Annotated in this window: 18 protein-coding genes; 5 read left to right on the top strand and 13 right to left on the bottom strand. The window is 73.4% G+C overall.

Annotated features, from left to right (window positions below):
• Positions 1–53: 53 nt before the first annotated feature.
• Together ABZT87_RS10660 and ABZT87_RS10655 are read right to left on the bottom strand one after the other, a co-directional pair.
• A complete protein-coding gene (locus ABZT87_RS10660; protein WP_355134993.1) occupies positions 54–1,295 on the bottom strand; it encodes a hypothetical protein in 1,242 nt (413 codons plus the stop codon).
• Positions 1,296–1,350: 55 nt separating this feature from the next.
• Positions 1,351–3,183 carry a DUF2079 domain-containing protein gene (locus tag ABZT87_RS10655; RefSeq protein WP_355134991.1) on the bottom strand — a complete coding sequence of 611 codons (1,833 nt, stop codon included), beginning with the start codon at positions 3,181–3,183 and terminating at the stop codon, positions 1,351–1,353.
• A gap of 212 nt (positions 3,184–3,395) precedes the next feature.
• Here ABZT87_RS10655 and ABZT87_RS10650 point away from each other — a divergent pair, with 212 nt between their 5' ends.
• Positions 3,396–4,631: a PHB depolymerase family esterase gene (locus ABZT87_RS10650; protein WP_355069032.1), complete on the top strand. Its 1,236-nt coding sequence runs from the start codon at positions 3,396–3,398 to the stop codon at positions 4,629–4,631.
• A gap of 92 nt (positions 4,632–4,723) precedes the next feature.
• On the opposite strand, the gene ABZT87_RS10645 is transcribed toward ABZT87_RS10650, so the two are convergent.
• Together ABZT87_RS10645 and ABZT87_RS10640 are read right to left on the bottom strand one after the other, a co-directional pair.
• Positions 4,724–5,623, bottom strand: coding sequence for a TIGR01777 family oxidoreductase (locus ABZT87_RS10645; protein ID WP_355134989.1), 900 nt, complete (start codon positions 5,621–5,623; stop codon positions 4,724–4,726).
• Positions 5,624–5,768: 145 nt separating this feature from the next.
• On the bottom strand, positions 5,769–6,758 hold the full coding sequence (locus tag ABZT87_RS10640) for an aldo/keto reductase (RefSeq protein ID WP_355134987.1): 990 nt from the start codon (positions 6,756–6,758) through the stop codon (positions 5,769–5,771).
• 60 nt (positions 6,759–6,818) lie between these two features.
• Between ABZT87_RS10640 and ABZT87_RS10635 the strand changes: the two genes are divergently transcribed.
• On the top strand, positions 6,819–7,265 hold the full coding sequence (locus ABZT87_RS10635) for a MerR family transcriptional regulator (protein ID WP_355134985.1): 447 nt from the start codon (positions 6,819–6,821) through the stop codon (positions 7,263–7,265).
• Here the strand turns inward: ABZT87_RS10635 and ABZT87_RS10630 are convergent.
• The gene (locus ABZT87_RS10630) at positions 7,207–7,707 is read right to left on the bottom strand and encodes a hemerythrin domain-containing protein (RefSeq protein ID WP_355134983.1); all 501 of its coding nucleotides are present in this window, start codon (positions 7,705–7,707) and stop codon (positions 7,207–7,209) included. The two genes, ABZT87_RS10635 and ABZT87_RS10630, sit on opposite strands and share 59 nt — an antisense overlap.
• A 77-nt stretch (positions 7,708–7,784) precedes the next feature.
• On the bottom strand, positions 7,785–9,128 hold the full coding sequence (locus ABZT87_RS10625) for a low temperature requirement protein A (RefSeq protein ID WP_354859731.1): 1,344 nt from the start codon (positions 9,126–9,128) through the stop codon (positions 7,785–7,787).
• A gap of 241 nt (positions 9,129–9,369) precedes the next feature.
• Between ABZT87_RS10625 and ABZT87_RS10620 the strand changes: the two genes are divergently transcribed.
• Positions 9,370–10,305: an SDR family NAD(P)-dependent oxidoreductase gene (locus ABZT87_RS10620; protein WP_355134981.1), complete on the top strand. Its 936-nt coding sequence runs from the start codon at positions 9,370–9,372 to the stop codon at positions 10,303–10,305.
• 63 nt (positions 10,306–10,368) lie between these two features.
• On the opposite strand, the gene sucB is transcribed toward ABZT87_RS10620, so the two are convergent.
• Together sucB and lpdA are read right to left on the bottom strand one after the other, a co-directional pair.
• Positions 10,369–12,210, bottom strand: a complete 1,842-nt coding sequence (gene sucB, locus ABZT87_RS10615; RefSeq protein WP_355134979.1) for a 2-oxoglutarate dehydrogenase, E2 component, dihydrolipoamide succinyltransferase — start codon at positions 12,208–12,210, stop codon at positions 10,369–10,371.
• A 67-nt stretch (positions 12,211–12,277) separates the two neighbouring features.
• Positions 12,278–13,669, bottom strand: coding sequence for a dihydrolipoyl dehydrogenase (gene lpdA, locus ABZT87_RS10610; RefSeq protein ID WP_355134977.1), 1,392 nt, complete (start codon positions 13,667–13,669; stop codon positions 12,278–12,280).
• 178 nt (positions 13,670–13,847) lie between these two features.
• Here lpdA and ABZT87_RS10605 point away from each other — a divergent pair, with 178 nt between their 5' ends.
• On the top strand, positions 13,848–14,177 hold the full coding sequence (locus ABZT87_RS10605) for a hypothetical protein (protein ID WP_354859740.1): 330 nt from the start codon (positions 13,848–13,850) through the stop codon (positions 14,175–14,177).
• 43 nt (positions 14,178–14,220) lie between these two features.
• Here ABZT87_RS10605 and ABZT87_RS10600 read toward each other — a convergent pair whose 3' ends face one another.
• Positions 14,221–15,795, bottom strand: a complete 1,575-nt coding sequence (locus tag ABZT87_RS10600; RefSeq protein WP_355134975.1) for a leucyl aminopeptidase — start codon at positions 15,793–15,795, stop codon at positions 14,221–14,223.
• A gap of 162 nt (positions 15,796–15,957) precedes the next feature.
• Between ABZT87_RS10600 and gcvT the strand changes: the two genes are divergently transcribed.
• Complete coding sequence (gene gcvT, locus ABZT87_RS10595) at positions 15,958–17,100, top strand: glycine cleavage system aminomethyltransferase GcvT (protein WP_354859746.1); 1,143 nt, start codon at positions 15,958–15,960, stop codon at positions 17,098–17,100.
• A 156-nt stretch (positions 17,101–17,256) separates the two neighbouring features.
• Here gcvT and ABZT87_RS10590 read toward each other — a convergent pair whose 3' ends face one another.
• From ABZT87_RS10590 to ABZT87_RS10575, 4 genes are all read right to left on the bottom strand, one after another.
• Entirely contained in the window at positions 17,257–18,555 is a 1,299-nt protein-coding gene (locus ABZT87_RS10590) for a DUF2314 domain-containing protein (protein ID WP_355134973.1), read from the bottom strand.
• Positions 18,556–18,621: 66 nt separating this feature from the next.
• Positions 18,622–19,395: an adenosylcobinamide-GDP ribazoletransferase gene (locus tag ABZT87_RS10585; RefSeq protein ID WP_355134971.1), complete on the bottom strand. Its 774-nt coding sequence runs from the start codon at positions 19,393–19,395 to the stop codon at positions 18,622–18,624.
• On the bottom strand, positions 19,385–21,370 hold the full coding sequence (locus ABZT87_RS10580; protein ID WP_355134969.1) for a bifunctional adenosylcobinamide kinase/adenosylcobinamide-phosphate guanylyltransferase: 1,986 nt from the start codon (positions 21,368–21,370) through the stop codon (positions 19,385–19,387). The genes ABZT87_RS10585 and ABZT87_RS10580 overlap by 11 nt, the downstream gene beginning before the upstream one ends.
• 241 nt (positions 21,371–21,611) lie before the next feature.
• Positions 21,612–23,417, bottom strand: a complete 1,806-nt coding sequence (locus tag ABZT87_RS10575) for a protein kinase (RefSeq protein WP_355134967.1) — start codon at positions 23,415–23,417, stop codon at positions 21,612–21,614.
• Positions 23,418–23,486: the final 69 nt, after the last annotated feature.

The raw sequence follows: 23,486 nt of genomic DNA, 5'->3' as shown, positions 1-23,486 counted from the left end.
CGGCGATCATCCCTGGTGAGCCGCCTCACCGGCCGCCCAGCGGTGCCCCCGGCTCAGGTGCTCGGCACGGGGTCGGCCGGGCGTTCACGGCGCAGGCGGCGGACGAGGAGGGCGATGGCGGCCAGCGTCGGCACGGCCAGCGCGAGGTAGAGCCAGAGCGGGGCGGCGAACGGCGACGGCCGGGGCTCCGGGCCGCCGAACGCGGCCCGAGCCAGCAGCTCGCCCGGCACCGCCAGATCGGTCGACCCGGGCGGTGCGGTGACCAGCACGTCCCGGCCGCCGCCGGGCGACACCGCGGCGAGAACGGCCCGCCGGTCGTCGCCGTCCGCCACGATTGACTGCTTCACCACCGGGTCGACCCCGCGCCAGCCGACGATCTCCGTGGTCGACGCGGCGACCGGCAGCGGTTGGCCGACGGCGTGGCCGGTGGCGGCGTCCAGGAACTCGATCCGCCAGGTACGTGCCGCCACCTGTTCGGAGGTGCAGCGGAGGCCGGCGCAGCCGTCGAAGGCGAGCAGCGCGATCCGCCGGCCGTCCGGGTGCCAGGCGGCCGGACCGGCCAGCATCCGCCGATCGCCCAGCTCGACCTGCCAGCGAACGCTGCCGTTGGTCGGGTCGACGACCACCAGCCGTTGTCGTTCGGCGATCGACGCGGGCACGTCGGCCGGGCCGGCCACCGCCACCAGATCGCCGCCCGGTGACCAGGCCGCCGCGGTGTGCGCGGCGAAGGTGCCGGCCGCGACCACCCGCTCGGTGCCGCGGTACGGGTCGAGGACGAGGAGGTCGTCGGGCTTCTCCGGGTCGTTGAGCTGCTGGTTGTCCGGCCCGTAGCTGATCACCGCGTCGTCGTTGCTGCGGGTGCTCAGGACCCGATGCCCGTCCGGCGACCAGGCCAGCGGTTGCATCCCGGTGTGGATCGGGCGGTGCTGCTGCCCAGTGGTGAGGTCCAACAACTCGCCGGACGGCCGCAGGTAGTGCCGCCCGTCCGGGGAGAGCAGCCCGTGGTCCTCGCCGACGTGTAGGGGGATCAGCCGGTAACCGCCGTCCCGGCCGACCAGCACGCCGGTCGACTCCAGGAATCGGGTGCGGCTGGTGAAGAAGACCAACGCGGCCGGCCCGGCCGGGCGCTGCTCGACGGTGGCCTGCCACAGCCACGGCTGGTGCACCTTCGATGGCACCGTGCTGCCGGTGGCTGTGCTGCCGGTGGCTGTGGCTGCTGGCACGCTGAGCGCCACCAGCGCGAGCGCGACACCGACCGTGACCCCGCGCCGCAGTCGTCTGCCCGTCGTTCTCATCGCCCCATTAGAAGCCACGAAGACCGATGACGAAGCCCCGTCCGTCGTGCCGTTCCTATTGGTCGGCCCGTGGGATGCGCCAGATCCAGACGTCGTCGACCCGTTGCGGCTCGCCGAACAGGGCGGTGGCGGTACGCCGGACCGCCGCCTCGTCGACTCCGAACTTCGCGCCGTGCACCTCGTCGGCGAGGACCACCGTCTCGATCCGCCAGTGCCGCAGGTCGGAGCTGACCTCCCGTTTCGTGCCGTCGGTGATGATCGGCATCAGCCCGGTGCGGCCGGCCTCGTCCATGAGCGCGCTCAGCGTGCGCGGCACCGGCCCGATCCGGCCCCGCCCGTCCGGACCGCCGGGGCCGAGGAAGAAGCCGCCGGGGATCGCGAACTCGCCCTGCCGGTGCGACAGCGCGTACGCCTGCCAGCGCTGGCCGTCCGGGTAGACGTCGACGGCCAGCGGCACCGGAGTCAAGGTGTTGCCGTCGGAGACGTACTGCCGCCAGGCGCCGGACGTGATGAAGTGCGGGATGGGCTCCCGCTCCCGGGTCAACAGCGGGGTGGGCAGCAGCGGCAGCAGGGCCACCGCGAACCCCAGCGCCCAGGCCAGCTCCGTCGAACGGTGCCGGGGCGGCGCGGCCCGCAGCTGGTCGAGGGTGTACGCCAGCAGCACCCCGATCACCGGTGCCACCACCAGGGCCAGCCGGGCGGGCAGCGCGGCATTCACCACCGGCAGCTGCCCGAGCACGTCGAACGGCATCGGCAGGTCGGTGCGGCGTCCGTCGATCTTCGCCACCGGCCCGAAGGACAGCACCGTGAAGATCACCGCGACGACGCCCAGCGCCCAGAGGACGGCCCGGCGGCCGGGGTCGGCGCGTCGCCAGAGCGCGACGAAGCAGACCACGGTGAGCACGAGCAGCGGAATCCCGAAGAACGAGTTCTCCTCGGTAGGGTTCGGGGCCAGCGAGGTGCCCAGCCCGACCTCCCCGGCCAGTGAGCGGCGCGGGAAGGCGGCGAAGGCGGCGATGTCCTCGGAGTGGATCACCGGGTCGAAGCCGGTGCCGTGGAACCGCTGCGGCCCGGCGAAGTGCAGCCACAGCGGGTACGACAGCAGCACCCCGGCGACCACCGCGGTCACGCCGAGCCCGCGGACGAAGGTGGGCAGGGCGGCTCGGGCCTCGGCGCGGTGGGCCGGGTGCAGCGCCCAGACGGCGACGAACACGCCGAGCGCGAGGGCGGCGAAGAACAGGCCCTCGGCGGCGATCGAGAAGGCCACCGCGACCACGACGCCGAGGATCACCCCATCGCGCAGCCAGTGCCCGGGGCGGCGCAGCGCGAACAGCCGCCAGATCAGCAGCGGCACGAGCCAGCCGGCGGTCCAGTTCAGGTGGGCGTTGGCGTGCGAGACCATGCCGGGGGAGTAGGCGATGAACAGGCCGCCGACACCGGCGGCGAGGCGGCTGCGCACCACGTGGCGCGAGAGCAGCCAGTACCAGGCCAGCGCGGTGGCGAGCAGGTTCAGCGTGAGGATCACCAGGAACGTCGCCGGTGGCCCGATGAGGTACGTGAGCGGGGCGAAGACCACCGCGTACACCGTGATCGAGGTGTTGACCGCGAGGTTCACGCCGTCCGGGACGTTGATCAGGTACGTGAAGAAGGGGTTCTCCCCGTGGGTGACCGCATGCCCGCCGAAGGCCAGCAGCCACTCGAACAGCGCCTGGTCGCTGGAGTTGACGGTGATTGCGCGCACGTTCGGGTCCCGCCACAGGCCGCTGGTCACCCAGACGGCGAGCGCGAGCGCCACCAGCACGACGATCAGGTCGGCCCGGCGGTCCCGGAGGGCGCGCGGCGGCGACGCGGGTGCGGGCCCGGTGGCCAGCGACGGGGAGGACGGCACGCAGCGGACGTTACCAACCGGACCTGGACGAGCCGGTCAGACCGGCGGTTGTTGTCGGCTCCGCTGCCTCCGCGGTGACCGTGGCTCGTCGTACACAACGGTTGCCGTGAATGTGTGAGTGTGCCCCATGTCATAGCGCCGACACATCGTCGTAACGTCTCGGCAACTCGACCGTGACCCAGTTCACAGTCTGCCCCTCTCAGGAGGCCGCCGTGCGCCGCTCCTCGTCCACCCTCAACCGGCTGCTCGGTGCGGTCGCCGGGCTCGTCCTCGCCGCAGCGGGCGCGATCACCCTCGCCACGCCCGCCCAGGCCGCCACCCTCACCCAGGTCACCGGCTTTGGCTCCAACCCGGGCAACCTCGCCATGTACGCCTACCGGCCGGACAACCTGCCGGCCAACTCCCCGGCCGTGGTGCTGCTGCACGGGTGCACACAGAACGCCTCCGGCTACTTCGCCGGCTCGGGCTGGCAGAAGTACGCCGACCAGTGGAAGTTCACGCTGATCGTCGCCCAGCAGCCGTCCGGCAACAACGCCAACTCCTGCTTCAACTTCTTCGAGAGCGGCGACACGACCCGGGGTCAGGGCGAGGCGCTGTCGATCAAGCAGATGGTCGACCACGCCAAGGCGAACTTCGCGGTCGACGGTTCCCGCGTCTACGTCAGCGGCCTCTCCGCGGGCGGGGCGATGAGCGCCGTCATGCTGGCGACCTACCCGGACGTGTTCGCCGCCGGATCGATCATCGCCGGCATCCCGTACCGCTGCGCCACGAGCATGGTCAACGCGTTCAGCTGCATGAACCCGGGCACTGACAAGACCCCGGCCGCCTGGGGCGACCTGGTCCGTGGCGCCTACTCCGGCTACACCGGCCCGCGCCCCCGGGTGGCCATCTGGCACGGCACGTCGGACACCACTGTCACCCCGCTCAACGGCACCGAGTCCCGCGACCAGTGGACCAACGTGCGGGGGATCTCGCAGACGCCGACCAGCACGTCGTCGCTGCCCGGCAACACCAGCCTGGAGGTGTACGGCAACGACGAGGTACGCCTCTACCGGGTCTCCGGCATGGGCCACGGCACCCCGGTCGACCCGGGCTCCGCCGCGGACCAGTGCGGCACCGCTGGCGCGTACTTCCTGGACACCATCTGCTCGACGTACCGCGACGCGCTCTTCTTCGGCCTGAACGGCGGCGGCAGCACCCCCACCCCGACCCCCACGGCCACCACCACGCCGACCCCCACGGCCAGCCCGACGCCGACGCCGACCCCGACCACGCCGGCGACCTGCGTGACGGCGAGCAACTACGCGCACGTCACGGCCGGCCGGGCCTACCAGTCCGGCGGCTACGCCTACGCGAACGGCTCCAACCAGCGCATGGGCCTCTACAACACCTTCTACACGAGCACCCTCAAGCAGACCGCCCCCAACTACTGGGTAATCGGCTGCTGACCCACCCCACCCCACCCCACCCCGGTGATCAAGAGGTTTGCGTCAGAATCCGCCCCCCGGATGACGCAAACCTCTTGATCAACTGGGAGTGGTCAGGCGGTCAGGGCCGCCTGGAGGGCTTGCGGGAGGGTGGGGTGGTGGTACGGGTAAGCGGCCTTTGTCAGGACGGCGGGGTGGACTCTCGTGCTGGTCAGGGCCTCGTGGGCGAAGCCGCCGAGCGCCACCTTCAGGGCCAGGGCGGGGATCGGGATGATCGCCGGCCGGTGCAGCTGCCGGGCCAGCTCCCGGGTGAACTCGGCGTTGGTCACCGGATGCGGCCCCACCACGTTGACCGGGCCGGCGATCTCGTCGTGGGCCAGCAGGAAGAGTGTCGCGTCCAGCCAGTCGGCCATCGAGATCCACGGCAGCCACTGCCGGCCACTGCCCAGTCGCCCGGCGATGCCCAGCTTGAACGGCAGCAACTGCGGCTTGAGCAGCCCGCCGTCGCGGTGCAGGGGCAGGCCGGTGCGCAGTCGCACCACGCGTACGCCGGCGTCCTCGGCCGGACGGGTCGCGGCCTCCCACACCCGGCAGACGTCGGCCAGGAAACCCTCGCCGGCGGGCGCGTCCTCCTCGACGACCCGGTCGCCCGTGTTGCCGTACCAGCCGACGGCCGACGAGTTGAGCAGAGCTCGGGGACGGTCGGCGGCCGGCAGCCCGGCGATCGTCGTCGCGAGCGTGCTGCTGCTGTCCACCCGGCTGGTGCGGATGAGCCGCCGGTAGTCGTCGTTCCAGCGCTTGTCGCCGACGCCCGCGCCGGCCAGGTTGATGACGGCGTCCGCACCGGCGACCGCAGCCGGGTCGAGATGGCCGGCCGCCGGGTCCCACTGCCGCTCCCGCGGGTCGCGCGCCGGTCGGCGCACGAGCCGGGTGACGTCGTGCCCGTCGGCGGCGAGCCGGTCGCCCAGCCGGGTGCCGAGAAAGCCGGACGCGCCGGCCAGAAGGATCCGCATGCCCTTATCTTCGTCGAAAACGCCACCCCCGGATGCGCCCTGGCCCCACTCCTCGCCGATCTTGCACTTGGTGTCGTCGTTATGTCGGGCGAGGCCCGATTCGTCGCCACAGAAAGTGCAAGATCGACGAGCTTGGGGGAGCGGGTCAGCCGTGGCGGAGGTCTTTGAGGAGGCCTTCTACCTCGGCGTACGCCTCCGGGGGGAGCGGGCCCAGGGTCAGGGTTGCCAGGTTTTCGTCGGCCTGGGCCACCGTGCGGAGGCCGGGGATCGGCACCGTGCGCGGGCTGCGGGCCAGCAGCCAGCCGAGCGCGCCCTGCGCGAGGGTCCGCCCGTCCGCGGTGAGCGCCGCGCGGACCTGCTCGACCCGTGCCGCCCACCGTGGCGTGGGCCGGCCGTCGGTGAACCACTGCAACCACTCGGGCGCGCGACCGCGCACGTCGTCCGCGCCGAGCGCCCGGGTCGACCCCGTGAGCAGGCCCATCGCCAGCGGCCCCCGGTTGAGGCTGGCCAGGTCGTGGCGGTCACAGACGGCGAGGACCGCCGCGTTGTCGCTCAGCACCGACTCGTCGTGCTGAATGGCGACGCAGCGCGCCCCGGCCGCCGCGAACGCCTCCGCCGAGGCCGGGTTGTCGGTGCTCCAGCCGTACGCCCGGATCTTGCCCTGGTCGACCAGGTCCTCCAGGGTGCCGACCAGGTCGAGCGCGGCGGGCACCGGCAGTTCGTTGATGTGCAGTTGGTAGAGGTCCACGTGGTCGGTGCCGAGCCGCCGCAGCGAGTCCTCCAGGCTGCGCACGGCGAACGCCGGGCTGGCGTCGGTGCCGAGCGCCCGCCGGGTGGCCTCGTCGCTGACGTTGCCGAACTTGGTGGCGATCACCGCCTCGGCCCGGCGACCCGCCAGGGCCCGACCGAGGACGCGCTCGCTGTGCCCGGCGCCGTAGTTGCTGGCCGTGTCGAACAGGGTCACCCCGAGATCGAGAGCGCGGTGGATGGTACGGATCGACTCGTCGTCGTCCACCTCTCCCCAACCGAACGGCTGGCGGTCGTCACCCCAGAGCGGGCCGCCGATCGCCCAGCACCCCATCCCGATCGCGCTCACCTCGATGCCGCTGCGTCCCAGCGTTCGTGTCGTCGTCATGCGGACCAGCCTCCAACCTGGAGTGCGCTCCAGGTCAAGGGGTGGCTACCATGCCGGGACATGACCGGTTACGCCCCCGCGGAGGCCGCCCGGCGCAGCGGCTTCAGCCTGGACACGCTGCGGTACTACGAGAAGATCGGCCTGTTGGCCGACGTGGGTCGCACGGCGGGCGGCCGGCGCGTCTTCACCGACGACGACCTGAGCTGGCTGGTGCTGTTCCGCTGCCTGCGCGACACCGGGATGCCGATCGCCCAGATGTGCCGGTACGCGGCCCTGGCCCGCGAGGGTGAGCACACCGTCGACGAGCGGCGCGAGCTGCTGCAACGACACGCGGCGCAGGTCGAGGAGCAGATGCGCCTGCTCCAGCGCCAGTACGACCACCTCCGGGAAAAGATCCGCTTCTACGAGCGCCTGCCCGGCCCGGGCGCATCCGGCGAGGACCAGGCCGTCACGCGGCCGGCGGGGTCAGGCCGAGGAGGTCCTCGGTCGTCCCGGGCCGACCGGTGAGCGCGTTGAGCGCGGTGACGAGCCGTTTCTCCTCGTACCGGAAGTGCGACTCCAGCAGCGCGGCCAGCCCGTCCAGCTCGGCGCGTACCTGGGCGGTCGGCAGCGGCCGATCGTCGCCCAGCACCTGCTCGATCCGCCCGAGGATCCCCGCCACCACCTCGTGGTCGGCGATCAGGTTGGCCAGGACCGGGCGCAGCTCGGAAACCTCGTCGGCCAGGATCCGGAACGCCCCGGCGTCCTCCCCGGTGTGGTGGCGGCCGAGCGCGGCGCAGAAGGTCAGACAGTGGGCCCGCAGGTCCCGCGACGGGCGGGCGTCGCCGGTGGGGGAGTCGCCGAGGTCGGCCCGCAGGCGGGCCAGCTCCGCGCCGAGCCAGAGATGGATCTCGATCATCTGATTGCCGACGGCGGCGAGCCGGTCGGCGGGTGAACTGGTCGGGTGCACGTTCGTCCCATGCTGTCCCCGCGCCTCCATGCCCACGGCGGCCTTCGTGCCGGGTGCACCGCGACGCTGACCGCAGTCTAGCGTTCCGGTGTGCCCGGCTCGTCGGGCTCCGGGGGGTCGTGCCAGCGAGCCCGCCAGGCGGCCTCGTTGGCCTCGTGCGTCGTCCGTTCCTCGAACACGGCGGCCCGCAGCGCGTGCCGGGAGCCCGACATCACCAGCACTTCCACGGCCACCAGTCCGACGCAGATCACGGTGGCGAGAGCGAGCGCGCCCAGGGCCGGCAGGTGCTGGCCGACCGGCAGGGCGACCGTCAGCACCACGATCACGCCGACGCGGGTCCACGTGGCGGTGTGCAGGGTGCGGAGCTGGAACAGCATGTTGACGGCGAAATAGAAGATCAACCCACCGAAGAGCATGGGTACGGCGGGTCCCTCGATCCGTTGAGCGGGCCCGCCGGCCGGGTCGGTGACCTGGTGCAGGATCTCCTCGCTGCCGATGGAGAAGAGGATCACGGCGGCGATCATCGGTAGGTACAGGTACGCGTACGCGTCGCGGGCCATCGCCACGCGCGGGCCGCCCTCCGCCGCGTGCAGGGCGATCCGGGCGGCCGGCCCGACGAAGTCGAAGTGCGCCCACCACAGCGCGGCGGTGAGCACGATGCCGAGCGCGGCGGCCGCCACCGCAGGCCAGGTGACCGGTTGGCCGAGCAGGTTGCCGCCCACGCCCACGGAGATCACCGACTCGCCCAGCGCGATGATCAGGATGAGGTCGTAGCGTTCGGTCCAGTGTTCGGCGCTGGTCACCCCCCAGCCCCAGGTGCCGACGATGAAGCCGGTGGCGAACTGGACCACCACCACGGTGATCCACAGGCCGTCGCGGACCAGCGCGGCCCGGCTGGGGTCGCCGATCAGGGGCGGGAGGAGCGCGGCCGCCAGCAGCAGGACGATGCTCGCCGCCAACTCCGGCGCGAACCGGCGAAGCTGCCGGCGCTCCTGCGGGGTGTCGCGCACCACGTGCTGATACAGGATCCAGTGGATGCCGCGGACCACGACGTAGCTGATGGCCACCAGCATCGGGCCGGCGGCGCCCGCCTTCGGGTCGCTGAACGCCTGCGGCAGCGCGAGCGCGAACGAGAACAGGGCCGCCATCGCGATGACCATCAGCACCGGGACGTAGCCCTCGCCGAGGCGGACGCGGGTGGCGACCAGGCTGTGCACCACCCAGCACCACCAGAGCACGGCGAGCACCAGGCTGGCGTGCAGCAGCTGCCGGCCGGAGACGTTCGCGGCGGTGGCCCGGGTGATGATGAAGAACGAGAAGACGAAGACCAGGTCGAAGAAGACCTCGAACTTGTCCACCCGGGCGCCGGGGGCGATCGGGACGGCTGGTCCCAGTTGTCCACCCCGCCGGTAGCCGCCCACGGTCCCACTCTGGCAGCGTCCGGCCTGCTCGGAGGACGGAACGGGTCAGCCCGCGTCGCGGGACCGCAGACCGTCCATCAGCAGGTCGAGCAGCCGGTTACCTCCGGTCCGGGACGGGAAGACGCCTGGACCGCGGCCTGAGGCAGCCGTTCGCGGTTGCGCAGCGCGTCCGCCCGCACCGGGCGGGGGGCTGGTTACCGGCGGGCCGACCGGCCCGCCCCACCCGGGACAAGGATGGATCATGACGACGAGCAACCCGATCACCACGTCGTTCGCCCATGACTCCACGGCCATGGACGTGATCCGGGGCGTGAACCTCGTCGGCCGGCGGGCGGTCGTCACCGGCGGATCGTCCGGCATCGGCGTGGAGACCGCCCGTGCCCTGGCCAGCGCCGGCGCGGAGGTCACCCTGGCCGTCCGCAACCCCGACGCCGGCCAGAAGGCCGCCGACGACATCACCGGCGCCACCGGCAACGACCGCGTCCAGATCGCCCCGCTCGACCTCGCCGACCAGGATTCGATCGCCGACTTCGTGGCCAACTGGGACGGCCCGCTGCACATCCTGGTCAACAACGCCGGCATCATGGCCGCGCCCCTGAGCCGCACCCCGCAGGGCTGGGAGATGCAGTTCGCCACCAACCACCTCGGGCACTTCGCGCTCGCCACCGGGCTGCGCCCGGCGCTCGCCGCTGCCGACGGGGCCCGGATCGTCTCGGTCAGCTCCGCCGCCCACCTGCGCTCGCCGGTGGTCTTCGACGACATCCAGTACGACCGCCGCGAGTACGAGCCGTGGCAGGCGTACGGGCAGTCGAAGACGGCGAACGTGCTCTTCGCCGTGGAGGCGACCCGCCGCTGGGCCGACGACGGCATCTTCACCAACTCGCTGATGCCCGGCGCGATCCGCACCAACCTCCAGCGCTACGTCAGCGAGGAGGAGCTGAACCGGTTGCGCGCGGGCAACGCGGCGGCGTGGAAGACCGTCGAACAGGGTGCCGCCACGTCGGTGCTGGTCGCCGCGTCGCCACTGCTCGACGGCGTGGGTGGGCGCTACTTCGAGGACTGCCAGCAGGCAGCCCCCGCCCGGCCCGGCGGGCGCACGGGCGTCGCGGAGTACGCGCTGGACACGGAGGCCGCCGAGCGGCTCTGGCAGGTCTCGACCGCGCTGCTCAAGAGTTGAGCGACGCGAACGAAAGGGCGCCCCGGTCGACGACCGGGGCGCCCTTTCGGCGTTGGCGTGGGATCAGGCCAGGCCCAGCTCCGACTCGAAGTTGCCGGCCTCCAGCCGCTCCTTGACCGCGGTCAGGAAGCGCGCCGCGTCGGCGCCGTCGATCAGCCGGTGGTCGTAGGACATGGCCAGGTAGACCATCGACCGGACCGCGACGACCTCGCCCAGCTCCGGGTCGTTGACCACGACCGGCCGCTTGACCACGGCACCCGTGCCGAGCATCGCCGACTGCGGCGACGGCACGATCGGGGTGTCGAAGAGCGCGCCCCGGCTGCCCGTGTTGGTCAGCGTGAAGGTCGCCCCGGCCAGCTCGTCCGGGCTGACCTTGTTGGTCCGGGTCCGCTCGGCCAGGTCCGCGACCCGCTTGGCGATGCCGCCCAGGTTGAGGTCGCCGGCGTTGTGGATGACCGGCGTCAGCAGGCCCCGCTCGGTGTCCACCGCGATGCCGAGGTGCTCCGCCTCCGGGTAGGTGATCGTGCCAGCCTCAAGGTCCATCCGAGCGTTGACGATCGGGTACGTCTGGAGCGCCTCGACGGCGGCGAGGGCGAAGAACGGCAGGAAGGACAGCTTCACGCCGTGCCGCTGCACGAAGGAGTCCTTCGCCTGTGCCCGCAGCTTGGCGACCCGGGTGACGTCCACCTCGACCACCGTGGTGAGCTGCGCCATCTCGTGCAGCGACTCGTGCAGCCGCTTGGCGATGGCCTTGCGGATCCGGGGGAGCTTCTCCGTGGTGCCCCGCTTGCCGCTCGGCTGCGGCTTCGCGGCCGGCTTGGTCGCGGCCGGCGCGGTGGCGGCCGGCTGTGCCGCCGGAGCCGGCGCGGCCTTGGCGGCCTTCGCCTTCTCGGCCGCGTCGAGGACGTCCTGCTTGCGGATCCGGCCACCCACGCCGGTGCCGTTGAGCGAGCCCAGGTCGACGCCGTGCTCGCTGGCCAGCTTGCGGACCAGCGGGGTGACGTACCCGGCGGTCTCCTCGCCGCCACCCGGCGCCGGGGCGGACGGGCGCTGCGGCGCGGCGGTCGGCCCGGACGGCTGAGCCGCCTGCTCGGCCTGCGCCGGCTGCGCCGAGGTCTCCGCCTCGGCGGCCGGCTCGTTGTACGACATGCCCGGGGTGGGCTCCTCGACCTTCGGCTCCGGCTTCGGCTCGGCCTTCGGCGCCGGCGCGGCCTCCGCCTTCGGCTCGGGCTTCGGCTCGGGCTTGGCCTGAGCGGGGGCCCCACCGGCGACGCCGATGATCGCCAGGTCGGCGCCGACGTCGGCGGTCTCGTCCTCGGCGACCTTGATCTCCAGCACCGTGCCGGCGACCGGCGACGGGATCTCCGTGTCCACCTTGTCGGTGGAGACCTCCAGCAGCGGCTCGTCCACCTCGATGGTGTCGCCGACCTGCTTGAGCCAGCGGGTGACCGTACCCTCGGTGACGCTCTCACCCAGGGCCGGCATCTTCACCGCGGTGCCCTCGCCCGACGGCGCGGCGGCCGGAGCCGGCGTCTCGGCCGGGGTCTGGTCCTGCGTCACCTCGTCGGCGGTGCCCTCGGCGGCGGCCGTCGGCTCGGCGGCCGGCTCCGCCGACTCGGCCGGGGCCTGCTCCTGACCGGCGGCCTCGCCGCCACCGGTCGACTCGCCCTCACCGGCGATGACGGCCAGCTCGCTACCGACCTCGGCGGTCTCGTCCTCGCCGACCACGATCCGGCTCAGCACGCCCGCCGCGGGCGACGGGATCTCGGTGTCGACCTTGTCGGTCGAGACCTCGAGCAGGGGCTCGTCGACCTCGACCGTGTCGCCCTCCTGCTTGAGCCAGCGCGTGACGGTGCCCTCGGTGACGCTCTCGCCGAGCCGGGGCATGGTGACCGATACCGGCATGTTCTCCAGACTCCTTCATTCCCCTTGGGGGATCTTCGCCCGTCGCCGGACGCCGCGGTTTGGGTGATCAGGCGTGCGCGTGCAGCGGCTTGCCGGCGAGAGCCAGGTGCGCCTCGCCCAGGGCCTCGTTCTGGGTCGGGTGGGCGTGCACGAGCTGGGCGACCTCGGCCGGGTAGGCCTCCCAGTTGTAGATGAGCTGCGCCTCACCGATCAGCTCACCCACCCGCGCGCCGACCATGTGGACGCCGACGACCGGGCCGTCCTCGACCCGGACCAGCTTCACGAAGCCGGTGGTCTTGAGGATCTGGCTCTTGCCGTTGCCGCCGAGCGAGTAGTTGTACGCCTGGACCTTGTCGGCCCCGTACTGCTCCTTGGCCTTCGCCTCGGTCAGGCCCACCGACGCCAGCTCCGGGTCGCAGTAGGTGACCCGCGGGATGCCGACCTCGTCGATGACGGCCGGGGTCTGCCCGGCGATCTCCTCGGCGACGAAGATGCCCTGCTGGAAGCCCCGGTGCGCGAGCTGGAGGCCCGGCACGATGTCGCCGACGGCGTAGACGTTCGGGACGCTGGTGCGCAGCCGCTCGTCGGTCAGCACGTAGCCGCGGTCCATCGTGACGCCCTGCTCCTCGTACCCGAGGTTGGCGGTGTTCGGGCCGCGACCGACGGCGACCAGCAGCAGCTCCGCCTCGACGGTCTCGCCGCCGGAGATGGTCAGCTTGACGCCGTTCTCGGTCTTCTCGACCTTCTCGAACGGCTTGCCGACCTTGAAGTTGATCTTCCGCTTGCGAAACGCCCGCTCCAAAGCCTTGGACGACTCCTCGTCCTCGGCGGCCACCAGCCGAGGCAGCGCCTCGACGATCGTCACGTCCGCACCGAAGGACTTCCACACACTGGCGAACTCGACGCCGATCACACCGCCGCCGAGGACGATCACCGACGAGGGGACCCGGTCGAGGGTCAGCGCGTGGTCGCTCGTGATGATCCGCTCGCCGTCGACCTCCAGGCCGGGCAGGCTCTTGGCGTACGAGCCGGAGGCCAGGACGATGTTGCGGCCGGTGTAGCGCTTGCCGTCCACCTCGACCACGTTCTTGCCGACCAGCTTGCCGGCGCCGGCCACGAAGGTGATGTTCTTCGAGCCGCCCACCAGGCCCTGCAGACCCTTGTACAGCCGGGAGATCACGCCGTCCTTGTACGAGTTGACGCCGGCCATGTCGACGCCGACCAGCTCGGCCTTCACACCGAACTGCTCCGACTCGCGGGTCTGGTCGGCGATCTCCGCCGCGTGCAGCAGCGCCTTGGTCGGGATGCAGCCGTTGTGCAGGCAGGTCCCGCCGAGCTTGCCCTTCTCGATCAGCGCGACGGACAGGTCCAGCTGGGCGGCGCGCAGCGCCGCCGCGTAGCCGCCGCTGCCACCTCCGAGGATGACGATGTCGAAGGTCGCTTCGTTCGGCTCGCTCACGTCCAACTCCCAGGTCGCGTCACTGCATCGGGGGTCACGGAGGGGTAACACGGACACACCCCACCTCGGTCATCTTGTCACCACCGGGCACAGGGTGCGTAGTGAGGTGCCCAACGACACGTCATCGACACGTACCCTTGGCACCGTTGTCGATGACGTGACGTGGGGGAGCGGTTCGGTGGGGTTGTTCCGGCGCCGGAAGCAGGCGCGTGTGCTGAGCCACGACCGCGCGGCCGATCCCGGCGATCTGGACCATCTCGCGAACTTCATCCGCAGCCGGCGCGGCGTCGAGGCGTTCATCGAGCCCCGGACGACTGTCACCCAGACCACAGTCATCCTGATCGCCGACGACGGGGAGTGGACGCGCCGCCGCATCGACGGCCCGGACGGCGCGCGGCGCTTTGCGTACCGGATGGGCATCCCGGTGTACGACGTCCGGCTGATGGGCTACCCGCAGCGGATGCGCGACTTCAACGAGCGCCGCAAGCGCCGACCCGACCAGTACTGAAATGCCGAGGGGCCCCGCAAGGGGCCCCTCGGCATTACGTCCGTCAGCCGTTGGCGGCGACGTCCTCGACCAGCTGGACGAGCGTGCGGACCGGCACGCCGGTGCCGCCCTTGGTCCAGTAGCCGGTCGGCTCGCCCGAGTGGTAGCCCGGCCCGGCGATGTCGATGTGCGCCCACGCCACGTCGTCGGCCACGAACTCGCGCAGGAACACGCCGCCCTGCAGCATGTGCCCGGCCCGGTCCATCCCGGCGTTGACCTGCGAGATGTCCGCCACGTCGGAGTCCATGCCCTTGCGCACGTCGTCCGGCAGCGGCATCGGCCAGGCCGGCTCGCCGACCGCGTCGCCGACCGTCCGGACCCGCTCGCACAGCTCGGGGGTGCCCATCACGCCGGCCACCCGCTTGCCCAGCGCGATCACCTGACCGCCGGTCAGGGTGGAGGTCTCGAACAGGTAGTCGGTGCCGTCGGCGCACGCGCGGGCGATGGCGTCGGCCAGGACCATGCGGCCCTCGGCGTCGGTGTTGAGCACCTCCACCTTCTTGCCGCTGAACATGCTGATCACGTCGCCCGGCCGGTAGCTGGTGCCCGACGGCATGTTCTCGGCCATCGGCAGGTACGCGCTGACCGCCACCGCCGGCTTCAGCGCCGCGATCGCCAGCATGGCCGCGCCCACCGCGGCGGCGCCCGCCATGTCGGACTTCATCTCCCACATGCCCTGCGCCGGCTTGATCGAGATGCCACCGGTGTCGAAGGTGATCCCCTTGCCGACCAGCGCGACCCGCTTGCCGTTGCCGCCGTCCTGCGGGGTGTAGGTGAGCTTCACCAGTCGCGGCGGGGCCTCCGAGCCCTGCCCGACCGCGATGATGCCGCCGTACCCGCCCGCGGCCAGCGCCGCCTCGTCCAGCACCTCGACGCCGAGGCCCGCGTCGCGGGCAGCGGTGGCCACGGCGTCGGCGAACGACGGGGGCCGCAGCTCGTTCGGGGCGGTGTTCACCCAGTCCCGGCTGAGCCGGACCGCGCCGGCGACTGCCTGCGCCCGGGTGATCTCCGCCTGGGCGGCCGGCTCAGCGGCGTCCGGAACGGCGATCAGCACGTCGGCCACCGGCTCCCGCCGGGTCGGCTGCGGACGGGTCTTGTAGCCGGCGAACCGGTACCCGCCGAGCAGCGCGCCCTCGGCGACCGCGCGCAGCGCGGCCGGCGCGTCCGCGTCGTCGGGCAGCGGCATGCTCAGCGCCACCTTCGGCGCACCCGCCAGGGCCCGGACCGCCGCGCCGGCGGCGCGGCGCAGCGTCTCCGGTGCCGGGGCGGCGCCCGTCGGCTCCGGGCCGAGCCCGACCGCGACGACCAGCGGGGCGGTGACGGTGCCCAGCGTGGCCAGCTTGATGACCTCACCCGCCCCACCGGTCGCGCCGAGCAGCGCGAGGGTCTCGGTCAGCTTGCCGTCGAAGGCGACGGCGATGCTCTCCGCGCCGCTGGCGAGCAGCAGGTTGCCGGCGAGGCCGCTGGTGGCGCCCTGCTCTCCGGTCTGGCTGTGCACGCCGATCACGATCGCGTCGACGGCGAGCTCGGCCGGGTCGGTGTCGACCAGGCTCAGGTTGGTGGTGCGGGGTGATGTCACTGAAGCTACTCCGGGCGGGCCGGGCCGGTCGCGGCGTCGCGTACCAGCGGTGAAGGTCTCCGGCGGAACCTACCCGCCGGACGTCAGGGCTGTCCCGTCGATCACACCAACGGGGTCCCGCCGATGCTAACCAGCGGCGTTACCCCCGGTAAGTTGCCACCCATGACCGACGTGACCTCCGACGCCGCCGCGACCCGGCTGCGTCGTTCCCCGCTGCACGAGCGGCACACCGCCGCCGGCGCCAAGTTCGCCCCCTTCGGGGGCTGGGAGATGCCGCTGGAGTACGCCGGCGGCGGGGTGCTCAAGGAGCACGCCGCGGTGCGTACGGCGGTGGGGGTCTTCGACGTGTCGCACCTGGGCAAGGTTCGGGTGGCCGGCCCCGGCGCGGCCGACTTCGTCAACTCCTGCCTCAGCAACGACCTGCGCCGCATCGGGCCCGGCCGAGCGCAGTACACGCTGTGCTGCGACGACGCCACCGGCGGCGTGGTGGACGACATCATCGCCTACCTGTACGCCGAGGACCACGTCTTCCTCATCCCGAACGCCGCGAACACCGCCGAGGTGGTGCGCCGGCTGCGCGCCGCCGCCCCGGAGCGGATCACCATCACCGACGAGCACGAGGCGTACGCGGTGCTGGCCGTGCAGGGCCCCCGCTCGGGCGAACTGCTCGCCGCTCTCGACCTGCCCACCGAGCACGGCTACATGAGCTTCGACGCCGCCAGCTTCACCGACAGCCTCGCCGAGGTGGAACTGACCGTCTGCCGTACCGGCTACACCGGCGAGCTGGGCTACGAGCTGGTCGTGCCGGCGGAGCACGCGGTGACCGTGTGGGACGCGCTGTTCGCCGCCGGCAAGGCGTTCGAGCTGCGCGCCTGCGGGCTGGCCGCCCGGGACACGCTGCGCACCGAGATGGGCTACCCGCTGCACGGTCAGGACCTCTCGCTGGACATCACCCCGGTGCAGGCCCGCTCGGGCTGGGCGGTCGGGTGGGACAAGCCGGCCTTCTGGGGTCGCGACGCGCTGCTCGCCGAGAAGGCCGCCGGCCCCCGACGTACGCTCCGCGGCCTGGTGGCCGTCGACCGCGCCATCCCGCGCCCCGGCATGACCCTGCACGTGGGCGACAAGCAGGTCGGCACGGTGACCAGCGGCACCTTCAGCCCGACCCGCAAGCAGGGCATCGCCCTGGCCCTGCTGGACACGGACGCCAACCTGGCCGACGGCGACGAGGTGCAGGTCGACATCCGAGGCCGCCAAGCCCCCCTGCGCCTCCAAAAACCCCCCTTCGTAACCCCCTCAACCCACTAACCCCACCCCACCCCTCCCCACCCCGCCGCCCCCGGGCCCCGACCTGGTTGATCATGAAGTTATTGCCACGACACGCCGATGCCGGTGGCAATAACTTCATGATCAACGCGGATGGGGCGGGAGCCGGAGGGGGTGGGGGAGCCGGAGGGGGTGGGGTTAGGGGGTTGGGGTGGTGGGGGGTTCGCCGGAGTCCAGGACTGCCTGGGTCCAGCCGCCTTCGATGACTCCGGTCGCGTTCAGGACGGCCCAGTCGACGACGTCGGTCGCCTCCACCACCACGGGGGTGCCGATGCGCACGCTCTCGTCGGTGTTGGCGTCGCTGGCGCTGACGCCGACGATCCGCTCCGGGGTCTCCCACGAGGTGACGCCCGCCCAGACGTACTCCGGGCCGTCGTCGCCCGGCAGGCCGTACTTGACGACCAGCTGCGACTCCGCCGGTAGCTGGCCGGCGACGAAGCGGGCCCGCGCGTCGCCCAGGGCGGCCCGGGCGGTGGCGACCGCGCGGCTCATCGCGTCACCGGAACGCGCGTAGCGTACGTCCGGCTGGATGCCGGAGAACAACGTCGCGCAGGCGGCTGCGTAGTAGCGCCCGTCCGGGCCGGGATGCCCGGCCGGCGGACGCAGGCTCAGGAACGAGTCGGCCTCCGGGTCGGTCGCCGGGTCCAGCTCCAGGCGCAGCAGCACCGGGGCCGTCGCGCCATGCTGCTCCGGGTTGCCGTACGCCACCGCGATGTCGTGCCCGGTCACCGTGGCCAGCACCGGCAGCTGCACGAACGCGGGCACCTCCTCGCCGGTGAGCCCGTCGGTCCAGTCCCGCAGCAGCCGCCGGGCCGCCCCGGTCATCACCGCACCCCAGGCGCGGGTCAGATGGTCGGGCACCCCCTGGGTCTGCAACTCCAGCAGACCGAAGCGCCGCAGCCCCTTCGTGGTGAACCACAGCCCCTCGGTGTCCGAGGAGTACGGCACCAGCACCCAGTCGACCAGCCGGATCCGGCCCTGCTCGTCGGGGAGTGAGCGCAGCGCGGTCGCCGGGTCGAGGAACTGGAGGCCGAAGACGTCCACCACGTCGCCGTCGACGGACTCCGCCACCGCCGCCGCCACCGCCCGGGCCGCCCACTCGTGCGCGGGCGGCCAGCCCGGCCGGTACTCCGCCTGGACCACGACCAGGTGTGTCGCCGCGGCCAGCCGGGCCAACTGCGCCTCGGTGGCGCCGAACGCGGTGAGCAGATCCGGCGGGAGCGCGGGGAACTCGGCGATCGGCCGGGTGTCCACGCTCATCAGCGGGCTGTCCAGCATCTGGCGGGCGAGCCCGTGCACCGGCTCGGCCAGTCGGCCGGTCAACGCCGCCACCGCCGTCTTCGCGCTGACCTTCGGCAGCCCCGCCATCGGCACCAGGTAGGTCGCGCTGAGCGACTCCGGCACCGGTACGGGCAGGAAGTCGTCCGTGATGAGCATGTGGGTTCCCCCGGTGGCCGTGCCGGTGCTGTCGAGCCGAACGCTACCCGGCCGGCCGCGCCGGCTTCAGGCGGACAGCACCACACCGAGGTAGACCAGCGTGGTGACCACCTCGACGGTCGCGCCGAGCACGTCGCCGGTGATCCCGCCGAGCCGGCGTACCACGTGGGCCAGCAGCGCGACCGCGACGGCGAGCGCGGCGACGACGGCGAGCGGCCCCTGCCACGGGTGGCCCGGCACCGCGGGCACCGCCAGCAGCACGACGGCGACCGCGCCGACGGCCAGCGCCACCGGGCCGACGGTTCCCGCCACCAGGGCCCCCAGCCCGTCCGACCGGGCCGCGGGCACGCCCCGTCGGCACGCCACCGTCACACCCAGCCGCCCGGCCGCGGTGGCCGCCACCACCGCCGCGAGACACGCCGGCCAGGACCGGCCGGCCAGGTCGGCGAGCGCCGCGGCCTGCACCAGGAGTACGACCACCAGCGCGACCACGCCGAACGGTCCGACGTCCGGCTTCTTCATGATCTCCAGGGCGGCAGCCCCCCGCCGGTACGACCCGAGCGCGTCCACGGTGTCGGCCAGCCCGTCCAGGTGCAGCCCTCGGGTGAGCAGGGCGGCGGCGCCCACCGTCACGCCGGCGGCCACCAGCGGGGGAGCGAGCAGGCCGGTCAGCAGCAGGACGCCGCCCAGCAGCACGCCGAGCAGCGCGCCGACGGCCGGGGCGAGCGCCATCGCGGTGCCCGCCACCGGGCGGTCGATCCGGCCGGCGCGTACCGGCAACGTGCTGAAGGTGGTGACCGCCAGCCGGGCTCCCGCGACGAGCCGCGACTCAGCCGGCACGCCAGCCCGACGCCGGCTGCTCGTCCGCCCCCGTGCGGGTGGGCCCCGGCCCGGCCGGCTCCGGCTCGGCGAACTCCGGGTCGGTGTAGTCGGGCCCGGTGTACGCCGGCTCGGCGTCGTCGGGCTCGGCGTCGTCGGGCTCCGGGTCGGCCTGCGGCTCGTCGGCCCGGTCCGCGTCGGCGTCGCTCGCCAGCGACGGGTGCACCGGCAGCGCGGCGGCCAGTGCCAGCACCGAGCGCAGCAGCGGCAGCGCGACCAGGGCGTTGGCGCCCTCGCCGAGGTCCAGCCGCAGGTCGAGCAGGGGCGTGAGGCCGAGCACGTCGGCGGCCAGCCGCACCGCGGGGTGCTGGCCGTGGTCGGCCAGCAGGCACCAGTGCCGCGCCTGCCCGGCCAGGTCACGGCTGACCATCCCGGCGGCCAGCCCGACCGGCCCGTCCAGCAGCACCGGCACCCGGCGGGCGGTGGCGCCCAGCAGCACGCCGGTGGCCACCGCCACATCGCCGCCGCCCAGCTCGGACAGCACGTCCTTCGCGCCGCGTGGCGAGCGGCGGGTGCGGTGCAGCGCGTCGCGCACCGCCGCGCAGCGGACCATCCAGGCCGCGTCGTCGATCTCACCGGAATCGGTGATCACCCGGCCCAGCACCGCCGGTGGTTCCGCGCCGGCCGTGGCCGCCAGCACCGCCGCCGCGGCCGCCTCGGTGCCGGCGCCGCACGCCCCCAGGACCAGCAGTTGTACGCCCGCGTCGGCGGCCTGCTCGGCCAGCCGCCAGCCGTAGCGCAGCGCCGACTCGACCTGCTCGCCGGTGAGCGCCGGCTGGGTCTCCATCGGCGCGGAGGCGGGGGTGTCCACCACCTGCAGGCTCGCGCCGCTCTCGGCGGCCAGCCGGGCCAGCGCGCCCCGCCCGGCGCGGGCCTGTGCGGCCCGACGCGCCGACTCGCCCGCGACGGTGCCGGCCGACGCGCCACCGGCGTGGTCGCCGTTGAGCAGCAGCACCCGCACCGAACCCCAGGCGGCCGGCGTCGACGTGCCCTGGGTGGCGGCGGCGAAGCCGACCACCCGGTCCAGCACGCCCAGCCCGGCACCGGGTACGTCCAACGTGGCCAGCCGGTCCACCGCCTGCGGACCGGCGTAGTCGTCGGGCATCGGCAGCTCCATGCCCGGCTGGATGACCAGCCCGGTGGCCACCATCGGCAGCGCCATGGTCGGCGCGGCCCAGGGGTTGCCGGGCTCCTGGTTCGGGGCGACCGGCGGGGTGTGGGTCAGCACGTCGGGCAGCTGGACCTCGGGGGTGGGCTCGGCGTCGAGCAGGCTCGTGCCGGCCTGGAATGCGCCGGTCTGGCTCGTGCCGGTCTGGCTCGCGGCCGGCGGCACGGGGCTCGCCGACGCGCTCACGGTCGCGGTGGCGGCAGCGGCGGCGGCGGTGGTGGGTGCCGGCTTCAGCCAGGCCGGTTGGCCCGCGACCACCAGCACCACTGCGTCGCAGGCATCGGCGACCGCGCGGTTGGCCGCGCCGAGCGCGTCGGTGAACGCCCGGCCCAGCGGGGTGGTCGGCACCAGCGACAGCCCCACCTCGGGGCTCACCAGCACCACCCGCGCCGCGCAGGTGCGGATCGCCTCGGCCAGCTCGGCGATCGTCGCCACGTCGTCGGCGGGCTGGTACTCCGGGTCGAGCAGCACGGTCACCCAGCCGCCCAGGTCGTCCACGAGAAGCGTCTCGTTGGGCTCGGCGGATTCGAGCACGTCCGCCAGCCGACGCGGCTCTCCGGCGGTCTCCTCGGTGGTCCAGCTGCCCGGTCGGCGGGCGCGGTGCGTCGCCAGCCGGGTCGCCCACTCGGTGTCCTCCGGGTCGCCCTCCGGCGCGGTGGCGATGTAGCGAACCACCGGCGCGTCGGCGACCAGGGACTCGGCGAACTCGGACTTGCCGGACCGGATACCGCCGAGCACCAGGACCGTGTTCCACCCGTCAACGGACATGTCCGTACCTTAGTTCTCATGCCCCGGGTCTGGGCACGTCGCCCCAGCCCTGCCGACGATCGGAAGTCCGTTCCGCGTCCATTGCAGGCAAGCGTCCGCTTCCCTCCTGCGCCGTCCGCAGCGACCCGCCCCGAGCGCCGGCAATCTTGGACAGTTTCCGTCAGCTCGGAACGGAAAGTGTCCAAGATCTAGCCCGCCCCGGTGTCCGGGGGCGAGGAGCGTGGCGCAGCGTCGTGGGTGGTCAGCCGCAGTGTTCGAACCCGCTGCCGTAGCTGACCCCGCCGGTGGCGCCGCCCCACTTCACGCACGCGCCAGCGGCGGAGGCCCGCACCGGGCCCGCGTAGTAGTCGAACGAGCCGCTGTCGGTGCTGCGGGCCCGTCCCTGCACCTCCAGATACGCCGACGCCGCCGTCCTGGCCCCGACCGCGGTGTCCTTGAGGGTGACCACGCAGTTGTTGCCGTTGCCCGAGTGGTAAAGCAGGTAGACGCGACCCTGACGACGGCCGCCACCGTCGGTCAGCGTCGCCGAGTCGATCACCTGATAGCCGCTGCCGCACGCCTGCGCCGCCGTGTACGGGTTGGGCCGGTCCGCCGGGCTGCCACTGGACGTCGGTCTGCCGCTGGCCGCCCCGGTCGGCGTGGTCCCCGGCGCCGCGCTGCGGGTGACCGGGCTGCCGCTGGCGGGCGTACCCGATCGGTCGCCGCCGGTCGGTGTGGCGGTCGCGGTCCGGTCGGCGCTCGGCGTGCCACTGGCCCGGGGTCCCGGGGTGGTGGTGTCCGCGGTCGGCAGCGCGACGCCGGTGCCCGACGTCGACTCACCCGTCAGCGCCGCCGGACCGGTCGTCCTGCCCGGCCCGGCGTCCGGCCGCAGCGCCGCCACGGCACCGCCGACGAGCGCGATCAGAATGATCGCGCCCACCCCGACCAGCAGCGGCCCGCGTCGCCGGCTTGACGACGTCGGCAACGGATCCTCGCGGGTCGGCCCGGTCTCGGTTGGCCGGATCTGGACCATCCCGGCCCGGAAGGCCGGTGGCAGGGCCGGGTCCGTGGTCGGGACCGGCGGCGGCGTCGGCGCGGGGGTCGGCACGGGCGGCGTGGCACTCGAAACGGGCGCGGCCGGCGGCGCGAGGGCCGGTGGGGTGGTGGCGCCCACCACGGGCGGGGCGGGTGCGGCCACCGCCCACGGAGGGCGGGCGGAGGGCGGGATGCTGGCCAGGGTCGCGTCGCGGGCATCAGCGGCGGCAGCGGCCAGCTCAGCGGCGCTGGCGTACCGGTCCGCGGGCCGCTTGGCCATCGCCCGCGCGACCACCGCCGCCACCGCGGGCGGCGTGTCCGGCGGCAGCGGGGCCGGCTCGTCCTGGGCGTGCCGCAACGCCACCGCGAGCGGGTTGTCGCCGTCGAACGGTGGCTGCCCGGCCAGGCAGAAGTACGCCACCGCCCCGAGGGCGTAGAGGTCCGTGGCGGTGACGACCGGCTGGCCGGTGGCCTGCTCGGGAGACATGTACGCGGCGGTGCCGAGCACCATGTTCGCGGCGGTCAGCCCGGCCATGCTGCGGGACCGGGCGATGCCGAAGTCGACGAGCACCACCCGACCGTCCGCCTTGACCAGCAGGTTGCCGGGCTTCACGTCCCGGTGCACGATGCCGGCGAGGTGGGCGGTGTGCAGGGCGTCGGCGGCCTGCGCCAGCACCGACATGGTGGTGGCCGCGTCCAGTCGACCCGCCGTGCGTACCCGGGCCGACAACGGCTCGCCCTCGACGTACTCCATCACCAGGTAGTCGACCCGGCTGCCGTCGGCGAGCGCGGCCTGCCCGACGTCGTGCACCGCGACCACGCCGGGGTGCCGCAACGCCGCGAGCATCCGCGCCTCGGCGCGGAAGCGGGCGGTGAACTCCGGATCGGCGACCAGCGACGGCAGCAGTACCTTCACCGCCACCTCGCGCTCCAACAGCACGTCGGTGCCGCGCCAGACCGCGCCCATCCCGCCCGTCGCCACCCGCTCGCCCAGCCGGTACCGGTCGCCGAGCAGCACTCCCCGTGTCAGCACCGAGCCACCGTACCGGCCCGCACCGACGGGGGTTGATCAACCCGTGGGTTGCCGCGGGGGGCGAGCGAG

This window comes from Micromonospora sp. NPDC005237 (genome assembly GCF_040607775.1).
GTDB lineage: Bacteria > Actinomycetota > Actinomycetes > Mycobacteriales > Micromonosporaceae > Micromonospora.
This window is presented reverse-complemented; position numbering and strand designations above follow the sequence as displayed.